This window comes from Mucilaginibacter sp. P4_C11 (genome assembly GCF_056402115.1).
The window spans coordinates 16628-32302 of the sequence record NZ_JBFUIA010000046.1 but is presented as its reverse complement, the minus strand read 5'-3'; the positions used below and the strand labels follow the sequence as shown (position 1 = coordinate 32302).

The following is a 15675-nucleotide window of genomic DNA, read 5'->3' as shown; positions in this document are numbered from 1 at the left end:
GATGGTGCTAAAATAGCGAAACGAAAAGGGCTAATTAACACAAGTAGTTAACAAATGTGGAAAACACGTTTATAAAACGAAGGTAATACTAAAGATGATATGTGTGTGGAAAACTTTAAAATTGTTGACTGATCCGCACTACCGGGCCTTGACAAAAATAACCAATTAGTGTAACCCACTGCAATTTTTTAAAACTTTAAGCGTGTTTGATAATATGTTTATTTTCATGTGTTGCCAGATTTTCATATCAGCCAGGATATATCTTTTTGCTGGTAAGAAGCTTAAGCTGCTATTCATTTTGTTTTTTCCGTTGATTTGTAATGCACAAAAAACAAACGGGCCAATTGTTTTAACCGAACCGAAAATTTTGGTGCCGGTAAAGGAGTTTTACGTAGTGGGCGTTGTTGATGAACGCGATGACAGAAGCCCGATAGCTTGGTTGTTACCCGCAACACAGGCAACTACACCCAGGGTGTCGCTGGATCTGCAAGGCGGCGTGCCAATGGCGGTTAAGCAATATTTTGAGAAAAACGTACCTGTCAATAAAACATTGCAGCCTATAATTATTCACATTAAGAAGATTAGGGTGGATGAAACATTACAAACCTTTGGTAGGGTTGAAGGTAAATCATCCATTATATTATCTTTTTGGCTTAAAAAAGAGGGTGAAGATATACACTTAGTTGATTACCGCGGTGGTACAGGCTATACCAGGAGTACAGGCCAGCAAATGGATATAGGCGGTTTGTTAAGTAATTCGTTACAGGCAGGACTGGCTTATTTTAACACCTGGATAAATAAGCAGGCCGATAGCAATATAAAATTGGCCAAAGGCGTAAAACTGATTTTTAGCGACTATACCGAAAAGCCTGAAGGCGACACCATTTACTACTCGGCTAAACGGCCTTTAAAATGGGATGATTTTCAGCAAAAGCCGCCTGCCAGTAAATATGAGGCCGAGGTTTTCCCAAGTATATCTTACGGGGAACAGGCTGAGGTAGTTAAAGGAATAGTTTGTGTTCATATAAGTCTTAAACCGTATTTGCCAAAAAGCGCCTGCTGGGTAAAGAACGGCGCCCGTACACCTTACAGCTTAAATCACGAACAAAGGCATTTTGACATTGTGAAATTGGTGATGGAACATTTTAAACAACATTTGTTAAAAGAAAAGCTGACGGTTGATAATTATGACGGCCCCATTAACATGCAATACCTGGATTCGTTCAGGGAGATGAATGATCTGGAAAAACAATACGATGATGAAACCAATCACGGGATGATTGAGAGCGTACAGGAGGAGTGGAATAAGAAGATAGATAAAGAGTTTTTAAGTATCAAGTAGTAGAAATAGTATCAAGTAGTAAGTATCAAGATTTTTTGATAGGATATAATAACAGCCCGTATTCAAGGTTGATCATTTGATATAGTGAACTTGAAAACTACATAGCTGGAAATAAAAGTCTTACTACTTGATACTTACTACTTGATACTGTTTTTGTTTCATTTATTTTTGAAAGTTTAAAAACTTATCTATATTTGTGCATGGAATTGGCAGAAGGAAAGCTGAAGTTTATTGAGGCCTGGGGCAAGTTGGGATCGGAGTGGGGGATAAACCGCACAATGGCGCAGGTGCATGCTTTACTTATGGTATCGCCAGAGGCTTTAACGACCGAGGAGGTGATGGCCGAGTTGAGCATATCCCGTGGCAATGCAAATATGACCCTGCGAGATTTGATTGATTGGGGTTTGGTTGAAAAACAACATAAAACCGGTGAGCGTAAAGAGTTTTTTTATGCCGAAAAAGACACCTGGGTAATCGCCCGCCGCGTAGCCGAGGAACGTAAAAAACGCGAGCTTGATCCGGTACTGAAGATTCTTGCCCAGTTAACTGAAGTTAAAGGTGACGAAAATGACCCTGCTTATAAAACTTTTAAGACGTCGGTAAATGATATTAATAAGCTGGCAAAAAACGTAAACACAACTTTAGACACTATGCTAAAAGCGGAAGAAAACTGGTTTTTTGGTTCGATATTTAAAATGTTCAAATAACATTTTTTTTGAATTTTAATTTCAATATTTCTTGAAAATTCTATAATAATTATACATAAACAATCACAAAAACATGAACTACTTTATTTTAACTTACCTTGTTTACCTGCTGGTAAGCATCGCCTTAACTGTTTGGGTTGCCAAAGTACTATTCAAAAATGGCCGTATTTTTTTGGTAGATATTTTTCATGGCAACAATGAATTGGCCGACTCTGTAAATAAACTGCTTGTTGTGGGCTTTTACCTTATTAATATTGGTTACATGAGCCTGGCGCTAAAAGAAACGGGCACCATTGCCAGTATACAAGTTGTAGTAGAAGTATTGAGCTATAAGCTGGGATGGATAATTTTGATTTTAGGCGGTATGCACTTTTTAAACCTGGTTGTGTTTTTTAAACTACGAAACCGGGCTAAAAGGGATAAGGCATTTAATGTAAATATTGAATAATCGTTATCAATCAGGTGCTGAAAACATAGCGTTCACAAAACTGGATAGCAGGTGCCTCGCGATTACCTGCTATTTTGCAATTAAGCTGCCTGGTTAAGTTGTGCTCTTACGCTCCGCAATAAAACGTCGATGTCAAATGGTTTGGCTATAAAATCATCGGGGCCTCCATCATGTTGGAGCGAACGATCAGAAATATTGTGGCTTGCCGAGATGAGGATAACCGGAATATTGTTGGTCTCTTTCATGGTTTTAATGTGTTTGCATAACTCACGCCCATCTAAGCCGCCCAGCATAATATCAAGTAAAATCAAGTCGGGACTATGTTTTCTGATTCTATCAAAAATGTAATGCCCATCCGATAGTGTTTCAACCTCATAGCCCGATTCCTCAAGTATGTATTGTAAAACCTCCAATATGTCCTTGTCATCATCAACCGCTAATATCCGTCTCATGGTATTGTATTTTAGTATCTTCAAAAAATGCTGTTAATCATTAATTAACAACTTACGTTGATGATAAGCAAATGTTATACCAATTGCATTGATAAGTACTTTTAAATCAGTATAATATTCTGTTTATACTTAATTTTAAAGTAAAGTGAACAAAAATCCTATCAGGAGTGAAGATTAAATTTAAGTAATGTTATGTAAAAAGGAGTATTTATACTACTAAATAAGGGCACTACTTAGCAAAAATGTAACTTGCTTTTTTACACTTGGCACAGAAATACTTTTTTATGGGTAAAAAAAACAAAACCCTTTTGGTAAACCAACTGCGACGCATTTTAAAGTGGAAGGGAGCGCCACATTTTGAGCAATAATATACTGTTCTTGGTTTTTCGCTAATGTTTTGATCTTCTGTCATACTATATAGAAGGGGGCAATTTACGATATAGCCCCTACAAAACATCAAGCTATATATAAATACTACCAGTAAGTCAGTATTTGTATGCTTTTGGTTTGTAAAATTAATTAATGATTAATAAAGTACATATCGTTTGCGTTGGCAGCGATAGCAAATGTACCTTTTGATGGGGAGGAAAAATAAAAAATGCTTAGCAAAAAAACCTCGCGGAACCCGCTCTTCGAGCTCTACTTTACATCTTGGACATGCCTGCCTTTTCTTTTGCAAAGGCTTGATGTCTTGCTGTTGATTACTTTGTACAACCATAATACAATTAGGGGGTTATTGTATTTAATTATTATTTAATTTTTACTATAACAAAGATATGGTTATTGTCAATATCTCAACCACTAAGGTTATTTATTGTTGTTTCATCATTTTTATGGCATGAAAATTATTTTTTTGAAAAATACAATGCCTTTTAGGATCTTTTTTTTTAATTGTTGCTAATCTTTATTAAAAAAAACGGTAAAAATGAGAGGGATTTTAGGTAAATGCAGGCCGAATACCTGGGCAATTACTTAATTAGGTTATTAACTTTCTCTACAAGTTCAATCAGGTCAAAAGGCTTATTGATAATGCCGTCACAACCGTAATTTAAAAGATGGTCGTCATTACTTAAATAGGCCGAAAATATAATAACAGGGATATTGCCAAATTGGGGGTGAACTTTGATGCTTTTGCAAATTTCGCCGCCGTTTGTACCTGCAACACGATAATCCAATATAACCAGGTCGGGGCCGAATTCTGCTATTATTGGTAATACATCATCACTATTTGATGTACTGCGCACTTCAAATTGCTCATACGTGAGTGTTTCATGAACAATTTCTAAAATGTCCTGATTATCGTCCAATACTAAAATACGTTTTGACATAATGAAAAATTAAAATTGAAAGGCCGAAATGTATTTAAGTAACTGTTGCTAACTATGTTGAAATAATTATGAGATAACAGTAGTAGGGGCTATTATTTATCGGGTACGTCAGCAAACAAAAGTAAACATTTTTTGCAGAATGGAATGAACAAAAGGATGACGATTCAGTAATATTTTTGTTCTAATTAACATTTTTTTAAAAAAAGAACTTACTTGTGTTTTTTGAGGTTTTAACAAATAGTTAATACATAGGGAGGCCAAATAAAATCAATAAATGATGCCAAAAGCTTTTGGCTGTAAAAAGCTTAAAATCAAATATTGTTGTTACTTTAGTCGGGCAAGGGTTGGCTTAAGTGCCCAACTATTAACAGTTTGATATAATGGTATTAACAATTATTCTTATTTGTATTATCCTGCTTATTTTATTGGTAAGCTGGGGTAAGGTAAATCCCTTTGTAGCCTTTCTTATTGTTGCCATAGCTGCGGGACTATTACTGGGCATCCCGATAAATAAGTTAATGGCCTCGATACAAAAAGGTATGGGCGATATCATGGGCAAATTGCTCATCATTATTTGCCTGGGCGCTATGCTGGGCAAACTTGTGGCAGTTAGCGGGGCTGCCCAAAAAATAGCCGAGGTACTGGTTAAAGCAGTTGGCGAAAAACATATACAATGGGCTTTAGTTACTGCCGGTTTTATCATTGGCATTCCGCTTTTTTACGGAATAGGGTTTGTATTGATGGTGCCGCTTATATTTTCGGTAGTGTATAAGTATAAGTTGCCGGCTGTTTATATTGGTTTGCCCATGCTGGCATCTTTATCCGTTACACATGGCTTTTTACCGCCACATCCCTCGCCATCGGCATTGGTAGCTATGTTTCATGCAAATATGGCTACAACCTTTATTTATGGTTTGATGATAGCGATACCGGCCATTATTATTGCCGGCCCGTTATTTGCCCGGTTTTTAAAAAAAATACCTTCCGAACCATTAGCTACTTTCAGGGCCGACGAGTTACCGCCCGAAAAATTACCCGGAGCTTTAAATAGCTTTTTTACCGCTTTGTTGCCTGTAATACTGCTAATGCTTTCGGCTTTATTTCCTTATCTGGGTGTCAAAAACGTGTTTGTGGTAAAGTTGATAGCCTTCCTTGGCGATCCATCTATCGTAATGCTGATTGCCCTTCTCGTGGCTACTTTTACATTAGGTATTAAACAAGGGAAAAAGATGAGCGGCCTGGCAGGAAACTATACCGATGCTGTTAAAGACATAGCGCTCATACTGCTTATTATTGCCGGCTCGGGAGCTCTAAGCGAAGTTTTGACCACCAGTGGCGCAAGCGACCAGATAGCCGACCAGTTAAAAACGCTAAACATGCCACCTTTGCTTTTAGGTTGGGTAATAGCGGCCATCATTCGGGTTAGTTTAGGATCGGCAACAGTGGCCGGACTTACGGCAGCCGGTATTTTGGTAAAGCTGGTGACCAAAAGCCACGTTGATGCCAATTTAATGGTGCTTTCGATAGGTGCAGGCAGCCTGGCATTCTCGCATGTTAACGATTCGGGTTTTTGGTTGTTTAAAGAGTATTTTAACATCAATATAAAAGATACCATCAGGTCATGGTCGTTAATGGAAACTTTGGTTTCGTTAACAGGGTTGGCTGGGGTATTAATTATTAACCAGTTTATAAGGTAATTACCCGCAATGAAACGAATTGTAAAACCAATTACGCTATTGGTAATAATGCTGACGATAGGCCTTACCAGCTTTGCGCAGGAAACCGCAGGGAGCTTTTACACTGCTGCCGATGGAACAAAAATTTATTACGAGATTAAAGGTGAAGGTTTCCCGGTTGTGCTTATCCACGGGTTTTCGGGCACGGGCCAGGGTTGGAAGAGTGGCCATCTTTACCCCGATTTGCTTGCAGCCGGTTATAAGGTGATTATACTTGACCAGCGGGGTAACGGACGATCTGACAAACCACATACCGATGCCGGTTACGCCAACGATGCCGAGGCTAAAGATATTATTGGTTTGGTGGGTAGCCTGGGCATCAAAAAATACAATGTGGTAGGCTATTCGCGCGGGTCTATCATCGCATCGCGCCTATTGGTGCTGGATAAGCGGGTGCAAAAACTGGTTATGGGCGGTATGGGTGATGCTTACACCAATCCCGAATGGCCGAGACGTGTTCATGCCTATAAAGCCTTAATGGGCGATACCAGTTTTCATGATGTAGACGGAATGATAAAGTATATTCATAGTAACCCGGCTTTTGATGTACCCGCATTGGCGTTGCAACAAAAATACCAGCCTTCAACAAGTCCGCAGGAATTGGCTAAAGTAAAAATACCCGTATTATTGATAAACGGCACAGAAGATCATGACGGCGGATCGGAAACAGAACTGCATAAAATGATCCCCACATCCCAGCTAGGCTATGTACCCGGCGATCATAACGCTGCCTCAAAAACGGTACAGTTTTCGACTAGTGTGATGGAATTTTTTAAGTGAGTTGTGAGTTGTGAGTTGTGAGTTGTGAGTTGTGAGTTGTGAGTTGTGAGTTGTGAGTTGGCATTATGTTAAATATTGCAGTTTAAAAATCCTGTTAATCTTGTTACGATCACTAAATCGTGTTTAAAATTCTGTTAATTCTTTAATTCTGAAAATCCTGATTCAGACAACTCTTGCGTAAGGGATAAAAGCGGATACCGGCCTCGCGCCTAATGCCTGTGCAGTATGAGCCCGGCCCGCAGGGATACGCGCCCAAAACTAAATACTGTAAGCTACCACTCAAATAGTAAGTTTACTACTGCAAACTGCCCGCTGCTTACTGCAAACTGAATACTTGGCCTGTTATTTGTATAGGTGATAATTATTAACACTTATCAGATACATTATACCATGAAAAAGCTAATCATATTTGCCTGCCTGTCTTTTGCGATGTTGTTAACGTTTGCACAAAACACCCAGGCCCAAACTACAAAGAAAAAGGGAATAAGCGACCAGGGTAAGGGCGCTATAATAGGTGGTGCCGGTGGGGCTGTTGCAGGCGGTCTGATAGGCCATAATGTTGGCGGCGCTTTAATTGGCGGCGCTATAGGCGCCGGTGGCGGCTACATTATTGGTAATGAAACCCGCCGTGCAAGGGAGAAAAAAGAGCGCGCCCGCCGTATTGCGTGGCGCAGGGCACACCCAAGGCATCACGCGCATCCATACAGCAAAACAACTACTGTAACTACGGTTAAGTACCAGTAAAGGTTAAAAAAAGTTAAATTTATTTAAAAGCCCCGGTTTAACTACAACCGCGGGCTTTTTTTATTATCTTAAGTGAGTGCTATTATCAGCAAAGTGTAAAATAAAATTTGCTTAATAAATGCGTTAAAGGCGGGTTATTCTTTAAAAGTTTGGTTTTACAGGCAACAATGCCAAACAGCAGGTGTACATATTACGTTGAATAAATAATGGGTAAAACGTTTGTAGCATTATTGTTTTGTTTAATACCTTTTGCTATAATGGCACAAACCAGCAGGCCTAATGCCGATACAGCAAGAAGGCCAACGGATACTATTCCGCAGCGGGACTTGATAGATGTTTTCCGGTCGGTATTTAATGTTAAGCCACGGAAGGTATCGGTTACCGAGAAGAAGAAATTTTATTTCTCTTTTCTGCCTATCTCAACATCTGACGGCCGGAGCGGAGGCAGAGCACTGTTTACCTCAACTACAGCAGGCTTTTACCTGGGCGATCAAAAGACTACCAATCTTTCTACCGTTGTATTTACCCCTTATTTTAACCTTAAAGGGCGGTACGGCTTGCCGATTCGTTCAAGTGTTTGGCTTAAAGATAATCAGTGGAACGTTATAGGCGATATTCGTTTACTGGTTTACCCCCAATATACCTGGGGCCTTGGGGGCAATATGAACAACCACGACAAATTTTTGGTTGATTATAATTACATACGCCTTTACCAAACTGTGCTAAAAAGAATAAAGCCTTATTTTTATGCCGGCGTGGGGTATAATCTTGATTATTATGCCGATATAGATAGCCAGGGTGAACAAACCCTGCGCGATTTTACCAAGTACAAGTATGGTACCGCAACTGGCCAGGATGCATTTTCATCGGGAGCCACCCTGAATTTGTTATATGATACACGCAGAAACTCAATTGACCCTTTGCCCGGGGTTTATGCTAACGTGTCGTACCGGTTTAATACTAAAGTGCTGGGAAGCCATACCAATTGGCAATCGTTATACATCGATTTGCGTAAGTATGTTTCGTTAACTAATTCGGGCCCCAAAAATGTATTGGCATTCTGGACGTATTACTGGACATCGCTTACGCCAGGCACTCCTTATTTAAACCTGCCCAGTTTAGGCTGGGAGCCGTACCAGCGGTCGGGCAGGGGATTTCAACAAAACCGTTACCGCGGCCAACGACTGGCTTATTTTGAAACCGAATACCGCCGCGATATTACCCGCAACGGCTTGCTGGGTTTTGTTTTATTTGCCAACGTGAACTCGGTAACCGAACCAGATACCTATAAATTTACCTATTGGCATCCCGCGGGGGGCACCGGCCTTAGGTTTAAGTTCAATAAAAAATCTGGTACTAATATTAGCCTTGATTATGGTGTAAGCCGTAACTATTCGTCAATTAATCTGAATTTGGGCGAGACGTTTTAGTTGAGACGTCTATGGTCAATGGTCTATATAGACCATAGTGATGGTCTTAGTAGACAGGTAATCTCTGGTTGATAATTTATGATGTTATCCTATGGTAATAAAAGCACCTTTAATGATGCCCTGGCAACCATTATCTGTTGTTAGTACTATCTTTGCCCACAGGTTTCTGATTAACAAAATCCATAAACAATGGTTTATCGACTATTGACCGCAAAATTACATGACTAAAAAAAGATACTTCTTCCTTATCCTTATATTAGGTTCGCTAACAGCGCTGGCGCCATTTTCAATAGATATGTATTTGCCGGCTTTTGATACCATTGCCGCGTATTTACATACCAGCCCTGAGCAGATGACGCTGACGATGTCGAGCTTTTTTATCGGTATATCGGCTGGTCAGCTATTATATGGGCCGTTACTTGACAGGTTTGGACGCAAACGCCCCCTTTATTTCGGACTCGTTTTATACATCGTTGCTTCGGTAGGATGTTTTTTTTCGACATCACTACCGATGCTTGTGGGAATGCGCTTTTTTGAGGCCATTGGAGGCTGTGCTGCAACGGTAGCAGCAATGACCATGGTGCGCGACCTATTCCCGGTAAAAGACAATGCCAAGGTATTTGCCCTGCTTATACTGGTGTTGGGCGCCTCGCCCATGCTTGCACCAACCGCCGGCACCGCTATAGTTAACCATTTTGAATGGCAGGCGATATTTTTAGTACTTACTGTGATTGCTGTACTGATATTTATTGCCGTGTTTTTCTTCCTGCCCGAGAGTTACAAACCCGATCCTACTTATTCGCTTAAGCCTGTACCCATCATCACTAACTTTTGGGCGGTTATAAAAGAGCCTCAATTTTTTACTTACGCAGTAAGCGGCGCTTTTATATTCGCCGGTTTGTTTACCTATGTAGCATCGTCATCGCTTGTTTTTATCGGCATTTTTAAGGTAAGCAAAGGTGCGTTCGGATGGGTTTTTGGCGGCCTATCTATTGGCTTTATTGGAGCAAGCCAGGTAAACAGCCTGTTGGTTAGGTATTATAAAAGCGAGCGAATTATAAATGTTACCGTGGTTTGCCTGGTTATAATTTCGGCGATATTTTTAACCGGATCATTAAATGGCTGGTTTGGTATGGCTGGTACAATCGTTATGATATTTGGTGTTTTGTGCTGTGTGGGCATTTCAAGCCCCAATGCATCCGCCTTGTCGTTGGCGCCATTTACCAAAAACGCAGGCTCGGCATCGGCATTAATGGGCGCGCTGCAAATGGCGATAGGTGCGCTTGCATCATACGGCATCACACTTATTCAAAACCAAGGCACGTTGCCGATGGCCGGTGTAATGGCAGCATCCTCGGTTGTGGCTTTTGTAGTATTATTTGTAGGAAAGCGGTTTATTAAGAATAAGGTGGAAGCAGTGGCCGGTGCGGCAGTGGCGGCGCATTGAAAGTTTTTCGAAGGAAGAGGCCTGCCAGTCTGAGCCTGTCGAAGACTCGCGTGGACAGACCTTCGCCCGCTATGGTTCGACAGGCTCACCATGACAACCCTTTTTACAACTCAACATTGCCACCGATCTAAGATCTGCCCCCCCATCTGCACATCTGAAATTTGAAATCTGCACATCTGCCTACATCAGCACCTCATCAATTATCCCAAATTCTTTGGCTTCGGCGGCTATCATCCAATAGTCCCTGTCAGATACCTGGTAAACTTTTTCGTAAGGCTGGCCGCTGTGTTTAGCAACTATTTCATACAATTCCTGTTTCATTAGCAATATCTGTTGTGCTGCTATCTGGATATCTGATGCCATGCCCTGCGCCCCTCCTGATGGTTGATGCAGCATTACGCGCGAATGTTTTAAGGCAGCCCTTTTGCCGGCTGCGCCGCCGCATAACAATATCGCGCCCATGGATAAGGCAATGCCTGTACAAATGGTAGCCACATCAGGGCTGATGAAGTGCATGGTGTCGTAAATACCCAGGCCGGCGTATACCGAGCCACCGGGCGAGTTAATGTACATCTGGATATCTTTTTTAGCATCGGTAGACTGCAGAAAAAGCAGTTGCGCCTGGATAATGTTGGCTACGTTATCGTCAACGGCCTGGCCCATAAAAATGATGCGGTCCATCATGAGGCGCGAGAATACGTCCATCTGGGCTACGCGCATTTCGCGCTCTTCGGTAATATAGGGTGTCATGGCCGTTGGCAATGCACTTTTTTCGACTCCTGAGATGTAGCTGTCTACCAGCGAACCGGCAATAGCATGGTGCATGACCGCGTATTTGCGGAATTCCTGTTTATCAATATTCATGGTTTGAAGTAGTGAGTGGTGAGTAGTGAGCTTTAAGTCATAAGTCCTGTTTTTTGTCTATCAAGACTCCGGGCTTAAGACTTAGAACTTTCGACTTAAAACTTAAAAAATAACCGGGTTATTTTCTGTTTGAAACTCTGATGTTCGGGTTGGTTGAATAGTTGCTCATGAGCCGCCTCTATCTCTTGTTTTAATTGTTTGCGGCTGTATTGCTGTACCAGGCTATATACTTGTTTTTGGGCAGATACATCAACATGCAGGCTATCATCCAGCAACAGCATGGCTTCAAACAGTAAAGCATCAGTGGGCTTTTGGCTGCCAAGCAGGTGTGCTTCTATCCGGGCTATGTTATTTAAGGAAGTCCTCATAGGTTAGTGCTTTTTGTTTAACTGTTTCCCTTACTTTTTCTATGCACTTATATTTTTGCACGGTTGCCGATCGTACACCCGAGAAGCCAAATGTTTCGGCAACCTGGGTCATCGGCAGCTTATCATAATAAAACGAGCGGAGCAGTTCCATACAGCGCTTGCCGGCAGATTCCAAAAAGTAGAGTAGTTTGTTACCATCGGGTAAACTGATGTTTTCTTCCGCAGTGTTAACTATAAGAGCTTCATTTAACGGCGAGGTTTGGCCGCCTTCTTTATAACGTTTTATCCACAGATACCGGGCGGTACCGTAAATATAAGCTCCGTCGCTATTGTTAACCGATAACCCGACCTGTGCTGTTTTTTCGTAATAGCTTAATAAGGCATCCTGGAAAACATCTTTAGCTTCATCAAATGAGCCCCCGCAGCGGGCCACGTACTTTGCCACAGCAGGGAATACCTGTTTATATAGCCCTACAAAAAGCTCCTGTCTTTGCTGCGCCTGCTCCTGTAATTTAACTGTATCCATTGTTTACTGTTTATTACTATGTGCAAGTTAGGGAAGATATATCACCTTTTTTGAAGAAAAATTTTTGAAAAAAGATTCAATGATTTTCAGGTATTCCGAACCTCCCGCACACAAGCCGAACCACGCCTCTCGCCACAGGCAACTGACCTCAGAATTTACTCGCCCTTAACGCAGTTACCTTTGATCCATCAACACCGATAGTTTCAAAAATTATCTTGTTTTCCGTAAGTTCCGATACGGTGAAAACATAGCTGCGTGTTTTACCATCGGGCAGGGCTTCGGTTATGTTCATATTGCCGCCATCTAACGGGAAAGTTCCATGCGAGAGGAATTTACCACCCCACACAATCAAAAACTTCATTTCGGGCGTAAATTGAATGTATGGTGCCACTTCATCCAAATCGGCCTTTTTCATCGTATCGGGAGGGCTGGCATTGGGGTGCTCTACCTTTACATATTTCCATTTACCGGTAAGGGTGGTAACCGAAACCGAGGGCTTGCACGCGGTGATGAACAGCAATACAATAGCAAACAATAAAAAGCTATGTTTAATCATGATGGGGGATAATTGTTTGCCTAAGCTATAAAATTGCTTCCAAAATAAACAGAAAATTATTTGCCCTTCGCTTGTTTTTTCATTCGTTCTTCGGCTTTTTTTACCTCGTCCTTTTCGCTCATAGGGAAGTCGGTTTTCAATTCTTCGCCCGCAGGTTTAGCAGCGTTAACTTCAGCCTTTTTGCGTCCGGTTTTGCTATATGATGATGTTGCCATGATAGTGAGGTTTTAGTAACGTTACTATCTTAACTCATGGAGATTGAAATTTGTTTACAATTATTTAAAGTATCACGGGGATATTCGCTTGATAACCTGACAAGTAAAATGTATTATTATAACATGAAACCTGACATAGAAACAATTACTGTAGACGAGTTGAAAACTCATTTTGCCGAGATATTGAAGAAAGTTAAAGATGGACTGAGTTTTGCAATTGCCGATAGAAATAACACGCAAATTATTGGCTATTTCCTTTCTGCATCGCAATTTATCAAGCCAAAACGTAAGCTGGGGATATCAGAAGGTATCGCAACCGTCAATTTTAAGGCGGGTTTTAAAATGACCGCTGAGGAATTGATTAGATAGGGAAATCCTGCCAAATCCGAAATCGAACATCCGAATTCCCAAATCCAAAAATATTTTTTAAAATTGTTGTAACAACCTATAACCGTAACTGTCTAAATGACACTAAATAGCCAAGGACTCCCTTCCAAAAGGTATGCTACTTAGTATTGTGAGGGCCCGCACCTTAAGGGTTCCGTTAAAAAAATCAAAAAAAAATTAAATTCTAAATCTTAAAAAAATGGACAAATCAATTGTTATGCTTTTTTATGCCGTGCCCGTAATTTTATTATTGGTGCTGTACAAATTTGTTTTACGCGTATTCTTTGGGATGGTGATCGTCCCTGACGACCGTATTGGCCTGGTGGTTAAAAAGTTTACTCTATCGGGTAAGTCGCGGTTGCCCGATGGCAGGATTATTGCCACTAATGGCGAGGCCGGTATGCAGGCCAAAGCGCTTGCGCCGGGCTTGTACTGGGGTATGTGGCCCTGGCAGTATGGTATTACCATGGAGCCCTTTACCATTATTGAGCAAAACAAGCTCGGGCTGGTAAAAGCAAAGGACGGTGCATCCTTTGATACAGGCCGTGTGCTGGGTAAACCGGTAAACTGTGATAAGTTCCAGGATGCTATTGCATTCCTTGACAACAATGGCCAAAAAGGCCCGCAGGCGGCTTTCCTTACGCCGGGTAGTTACCGTATCAATACTTTCTTGTTCGAGATTGTAACGGTGCCTATTACCCAGATACAGGAAAACAAAGTAGGTATTATTACCACGCTGGATGGTGAGCCCCTGGCAAAAGGCGAGATTGCCGGTTACTCGGTTGATGGGCATAAAAACTACCAGGATCCTATAGCGTTTATTAACGCCGGCGGCCGCAAGGGCTTGCAGGAGGATGTTATCCTGGCCGGTACTTATTACCTTAACCCCTGGTTTGTAATTGTAGAGCAGGTAGATATGATATACATACCCATTGGTTATGTAGGCGTTGTTAACTCCTTTGTAGGCCCCGAAGGTAAGGATACCAGCGGTGATGCCTTTAAACATGGTAATATTGTAAAACGTAACGAAAAAGGCGTTTGGGACGAACCGCTTGACCCTGGTAAACACCCGGTGAACATTTATACCCATGCGGTTGAAATTGTGCCTACCACCAACATCGTGCTAAACTGGGCCGATAGCCGTACCGAAGCACATGAGCTTGATAAAAACCTGTGTACTATTACGGTAAGGTCATCAGATGGTTTTACATTCAACCTGGATGTGTCACAAATTATACACGTTCCGCGTAACGAAGCGCCAAAAGTGATAGCCCGTTTTGGTAAAATGAAAAACCTGGTATCGCAGGTATTGGAGCCCACCATTGCCAACTATTTCCGTAACTCGGCCCAACGGAGTGATGTTATCGGCTTTTTAGCCAACCGTATTGAAAGGCAAAACGATGCTAAAGAACACATTAGCACCGTGCTGCAAAGTTACAATGTAATAGGTGTAGATACCCTGATTGGCGATATAGTGCCACCAGCTGCTTTGATGAAAACCTTAACCGACCGTAAAATAGCCGAACAGGAAAAAGTAACTTACGAGATACAACGCCACGCGCAAATTGAACGTAAGGAATTTGAAAGCGCCCGTGCCGGTGCCGATATGCAGCCAGAGGTTGTAAAATCGACCCGCCAGGTTGAGATAAATACACAGATGGCTGCGTCAAGGGTTGCTGCATCACGTGGAGAGGCCGAAGCCAAAACCATTAACGCCAAAGCGGATGCCGAAGTTAGGATCACGATTGCCAAGGCCGATGCCGAAGCCAAAACCGTGAACGCCAAAGCTGATGCAAACGCCACCGAAGTGAATGGTTTGGCCGAAGGTGCTAAAATTAAAGCCATAGGTATGGCCGAAGCCGAAGTTACCAAACAAAAAACCGAAGCCATGGGTACCGAACAATACGCCATTGTGCGTGTAGCCGAAGCCCTTGCCAGCAATGGTATTAAACTGGTACCAGAAATAATGGTAAGCGGCAAGGAAGGCGGTGGCAATGGTATTATAGATGCCTTAATTGGCAGCGAAATGCTTAAAAAATTGCAAAAAGCCAATGAAGAAGGTGGGGCAATGAGTGGCGGAAAAGTGAGTGGTGAGTAGTGAGTAGTTGGTAAACCGGCATGTCGCTTCAAAAGCCTACTGTGTGTGACACATCTTTTTAATATGAATGTCATTTCGATAGAGCTTGAGTGGGAAAAAGCGGGGCGCGAAAGAGAAATCTTGTACGCCCCGCATTCCGATATGTTTGTGTTGATGCAAATCGTTAAAGATTTCTCCTCACCCTGCTGCTTAAATCCACCTCCGGTTCGTTCGAAATGACATTTTCTTTTGTTTTAAAGATGTGTAC

17 protein-coding genes are annotated in these 15675 nt (G+C 41.7%); 10 read left to right on the top strand and 7 right to left on the bottom strand.

Features of this window, described 5'->3' with window-relative positions; all coding sequences use genetic code 11:
• Positions 1 to 226: 226 nt before the first annotated feature.
• From AC1DU2_RS28055 to AC1DU2_RS28045, 3 genes are all read left to right on the top strand, one after another.
• The gene (locus tag AC1DU2_RS28055; RefSeq protein WP_477388628.1) at positions 227 to 1342 is read left to right on the top strand and encodes a hypothetical protein; all 1116 of its coding nucleotides are present in this window, start codon (positions 227 to 229) and stop codon (positions 1340 to 1342) included.
• Positions 1343 to 1542: 200 nt separating this feature from the next.
• A complete protein-coding gene (locus AC1DU2_RS28050; protein WP_147052884.1) occupies positions 1543 to 2049 on the top strand; it encodes a GbsR/MarR family transcriptional regulator in 507 nt (168 codons plus the stop codon).
• A 73-nt stretch (positions 2050 to 2122) separates the two neighbouring features.
• Entirely contained in the window at positions 2123 to 2497 is a 375-nt protein-coding gene (locus AC1DU2_RS28045; RefSeq protein WP_477388626.1) for a hypothetical protein, read from the top strand.
• Positions 2498 to 2577: 80 nt separating this feature from the next.
• Here AC1DU2_RS28045 and AC1DU2_RS28040 read toward each other — a convergent pair whose 3' ends face one another.
• Positions 2578 to 2949 (bottom strand): response regulator transcription factor, encoded by a 372-nt coding sequence (locus AC1DU2_RS28040; RefSeq protein ID WP_477355820.1) that lies wholly within the window; start codon positions 2947 to 2949, stop codon positions 2578 to 2580.
• 968 nt (positions 2950 to 3917) lie between these two features.
• Positions 3918 to 4277: a response regulator transcription factor gene (locus tag AC1DU2_RS28035; protein ID WP_477355823.1), complete on the bottom strand. Its 360-nt coding sequence runs from the start codon at positions 4275 to 4277 to the stop codon at positions 3918 to 3920.
• A 380-nt stretch (positions 4278 to 4657) separates the two neighbouring features.
• On the opposite strand from AC1DU2_RS28035, the gene AC1DU2_RS28030 reads away from it, so the two are divergent.
• The 5 genes from AC1DU2_RS28030 (at position 4658) to AC1DU2_RS28010 (ending at position 10414) form a co-directional block, all read left to right on the top strand.
• The gene (locus tag AC1DU2_RS28030) at positions 4658 to 5974 is read left to right on the top strand and encodes a GntT/GntP/DsdX family permease (protein WP_477388624.1); all 1317 of its coding nucleotides are present in this window, start codon (positions 4658 to 4660) and stop codon (positions 5972 to 5974) included.
• Between the two features lie 9 nt (positions 5975 to 5983).
• Positions 5984 to 6793: an alpha/beta fold hydrolase gene (locus tag AC1DU2_RS28025; protein WP_477388622.1), complete on the top strand. Its 810-nt coding sequence runs from the start codon at positions 5984 to 5986 to the stop codon at positions 6791 to 6793.
• Positions 6794 to 7183: 390 nt separating this feature from the next.
• A complete protein-coding gene (locus tag AC1DU2_RS28020) occupies positions 7184 to 7537 on the top strand; it encodes a hypothetical protein (protein ID WP_477388620.1) in 354 nt (117 codons plus the stop codon).
• Positions 7538 to 7794: 257 nt separating this feature from the next.
• Positions 7795 to 8967 carry a BamA/TamA family outer membrane protein gene (locus AC1DU2_RS28015; RefSeq protein ID WP_477388618.1) on the top strand — a complete coding sequence of 391 codons (1173 nt, stop codon included), beginning with the start codon at positions 7795 to 7797 and terminating at the stop codon, positions 8965 to 8967.
• Between the two features lie 220 nt (positions 8968 to 9187).
• Positions 9188 to 10414, top strand: coding sequence for a multidrug effflux MFS transporter (locus tag AC1DU2_RS28010; RefSeq protein ID WP_477388616.1), 1227 nt, complete (start codon positions 9188 to 9190; stop codon positions 10412 to 10414).
• 180 nt (positions 10415 to 10594) lie between these two features.
• On the opposite strand, the gene AC1DU2_RS28005 is transcribed toward AC1DU2_RS28010, so the two are convergent.
• The 5 genes from AC1DU2_RS28005 to AC1DU2_RS27985 all read right to left on the bottom strand — a co-directional run bounded on the left by AC1DU2_RS28005 (position 10595) and on the right by AC1DU2_RS27985 (position 12943).
• Positions 10595 to 11278, bottom strand: coding sequence for a ClpP family protease (locus tag AC1DU2_RS28005; protein WP_477355841.1), 684 nt, complete (start codon positions 11276 to 11278; stop codon positions 10595 to 10597).
• A 95-nt stretch (positions 11279 to 11373) separates the two neighbouring features.
• The gene (locus tag AC1DU2_RS28000; protein ID WP_477388614.1) at positions 11374 to 11646 is read right to left on the bottom strand and encodes a hypothetical protein; all 273 of its coding nucleotides are present in this window, start codon (positions 11644 to 11646) and stop codon (positions 11374 to 11376) included.
• Positions 11627 to 12172: an RNA polymerase sigma factor gene (locus AC1DU2_RS27995; protein ID WP_477388612.1), complete on the bottom strand. Its 546-nt coding sequence runs from the start codon at positions 12170 to 12172 to the stop codon at positions 11627 to 11629. The genes AC1DU2_RS28000 and AC1DU2_RS27995 overlap by 20 nt, the downstream gene beginning before the upstream one ends.
• A 148-nt stretch (positions 12173 to 12320) precedes the next feature.
• Positions 12321 to 12728: a hypothetical protein gene (locus AC1DU2_RS27990; protein ID WP_477388610.1), complete on the bottom strand. Its 408-nt coding sequence runs from the start codon at positions 12726 to 12728 to the stop codon at positions 12321 to 12323.
• 56 nt (positions 12729 to 12784) lie between these two features.
• Complete coding sequence (locus tag AC1DU2_RS27985) at positions 12785 to 12943, bottom strand: hypothetical protein (RefSeq protein WP_477355853.1); 159 nt, start codon at positions 12941 to 12943, stop codon at positions 12785 to 12787.
• Between the two features lie 36 nt (positions 12944 to 12979).
• Here AC1DU2_RS27985 and AC1DU2_RS27980 point away from each other — a divergent pair, with 36 nt between their 5' ends.
• Entirely contained in the window at positions 12980 to 13312 is a 333-nt protein-coding gene (locus AC1DU2_RS27980) for a hypothetical protein (protein ID WP_477355856.1), read from the top strand.
• A 217-nt stretch (positions 13313 to 13529) separates the two neighbouring features.
• A complete protein-coding gene (locus AC1DU2_RS27975; RefSeq protein WP_477388608.1) occupies positions 13530 to 15428 on the top strand; it encodes an SPFH domain-containing protein in 1899 nt (632 codons plus the stop codon).
• Positions 15429 to 15675 lie beyond the last annotated feature (247 nt).

Bases quoted from the DNA above. Each gene is read 5' to 3' on its own strand.
- AC1DU2_RS27985 (WP_477355853.1), bottom strand. From the start codon at position 12,943: ATGGCAACATCATCATATAGCAAAACCGGACGCAAAAAGGCTGAAGTT.
- AC1DU2_RS27980 (WP_477355856.1), top strand. From the start codon at position 12,980: ATGGAGATTGAAATTTGTTTACAATTATTTAAAGTATCACGGGGATAT.
- AC1DU2_RS28030 (WP_477388624.1), top strand. From the start codon at position 4,658: ATGGTATTAACAATTATTCTTATTTGTATTATCCTGCTTATTTTATTG.
- AC1DU2_RS28000 (WP_477388614.1), bottom strand. From the start codon at position 11,646: ATGAGGACTTCCTTAAATAACATAGCCCGGATAGAAGCACACCTGCTT.
- AC1DU2_RS27995 (WP_477388612.1), bottom strand. From the start codon at position 12,172: ATGGATACAGTTAAATTACAGGAGCAGGCGCAGCAAAGACAGGAGCTT.
- AC1DU2_RS28005 (WP_477355841.1), bottom strand. From the start codon at position 11,278: ATGAATATTGATAAACAGGAATTCCGCAAATACGCGGTCATGCACCAT.
- AC1DU2_RS28045 (WP_477388626.1), top strand. From the start codon at position 2,123: ATGAACTACTTTATTTTAACTTACCTTGTTTACCTGCTGGTAAGCATC.
- AC1DU2_RS28055 (WP_477388628.1), top strand. From the start codon at position 227: ATGTGTTGCCAGATTTTCATATCAGCCAGGATATATCTTTTTGCTGGT.
- AC1DU2_RS28040 (WP_477355820.1), bottom strand. From the start codon at position 2,949: ATGAGACGGATATTAGCGGTTGATGATGACAAGGACATATTGGAGGTT.
- AC1DU2_RS27975 (WP_477388608.1), top strand. From the start codon at position 13,530: ATGGACAAATCAATTGTTATGCTTTTTTATGCCGTGCCCGTAATTTTA.
- AC1DU2_RS28020 (WP_477388620.1), top strand. From the start codon at position 7,184: ATGAAAAAGCTAATCATATTTGCCTGCCTGTCTTTTGCGATGTTGTTA.
- AC1DU2_RS28015 (WP_477388618.1), top strand. From the start codon at position 7,795: ATGGCACAAACCAGCAGGCCTAATGCCGATACAGCAAGAAGGCCAACG.
- AC1DU2_RS27990 (WP_477388610.1), bottom strand. From the start codon at position 12,728: ATGATTAAACATAGCTTTTTATTGTTTGCTATTGTATTGCTGTTCATC.
- AC1DU2_RS28035 (WP_477355823.1), bottom strand. From the start codon at position 4,277: ATGTCAAAACGTATTTTAGTATTGGACGATAATCAGGACATTTTAGAA.
- AC1DU2_RS28050 (WP_147052884.1), top strand. From the start codon at position 1,543: ATGGAATTGGCAGAAGGAAAGCTGAAGTTTATTGAGGCCTGGGGCAAG.
- AC1DU2_RS28025 (WP_477388622.1), top strand. From the start codon at position 5,984: ATGAAACGAATTGTAAAACCAATTACGCTATTGGTAATAATGCTGACG.
- AC1DU2_RS28010 (WP_477388616.1), top strand. From the start codon at position 9,188: ATGACTAAAAAAAGATACTTCTTCCTTATCCTTATATTAGGTTCGCTA.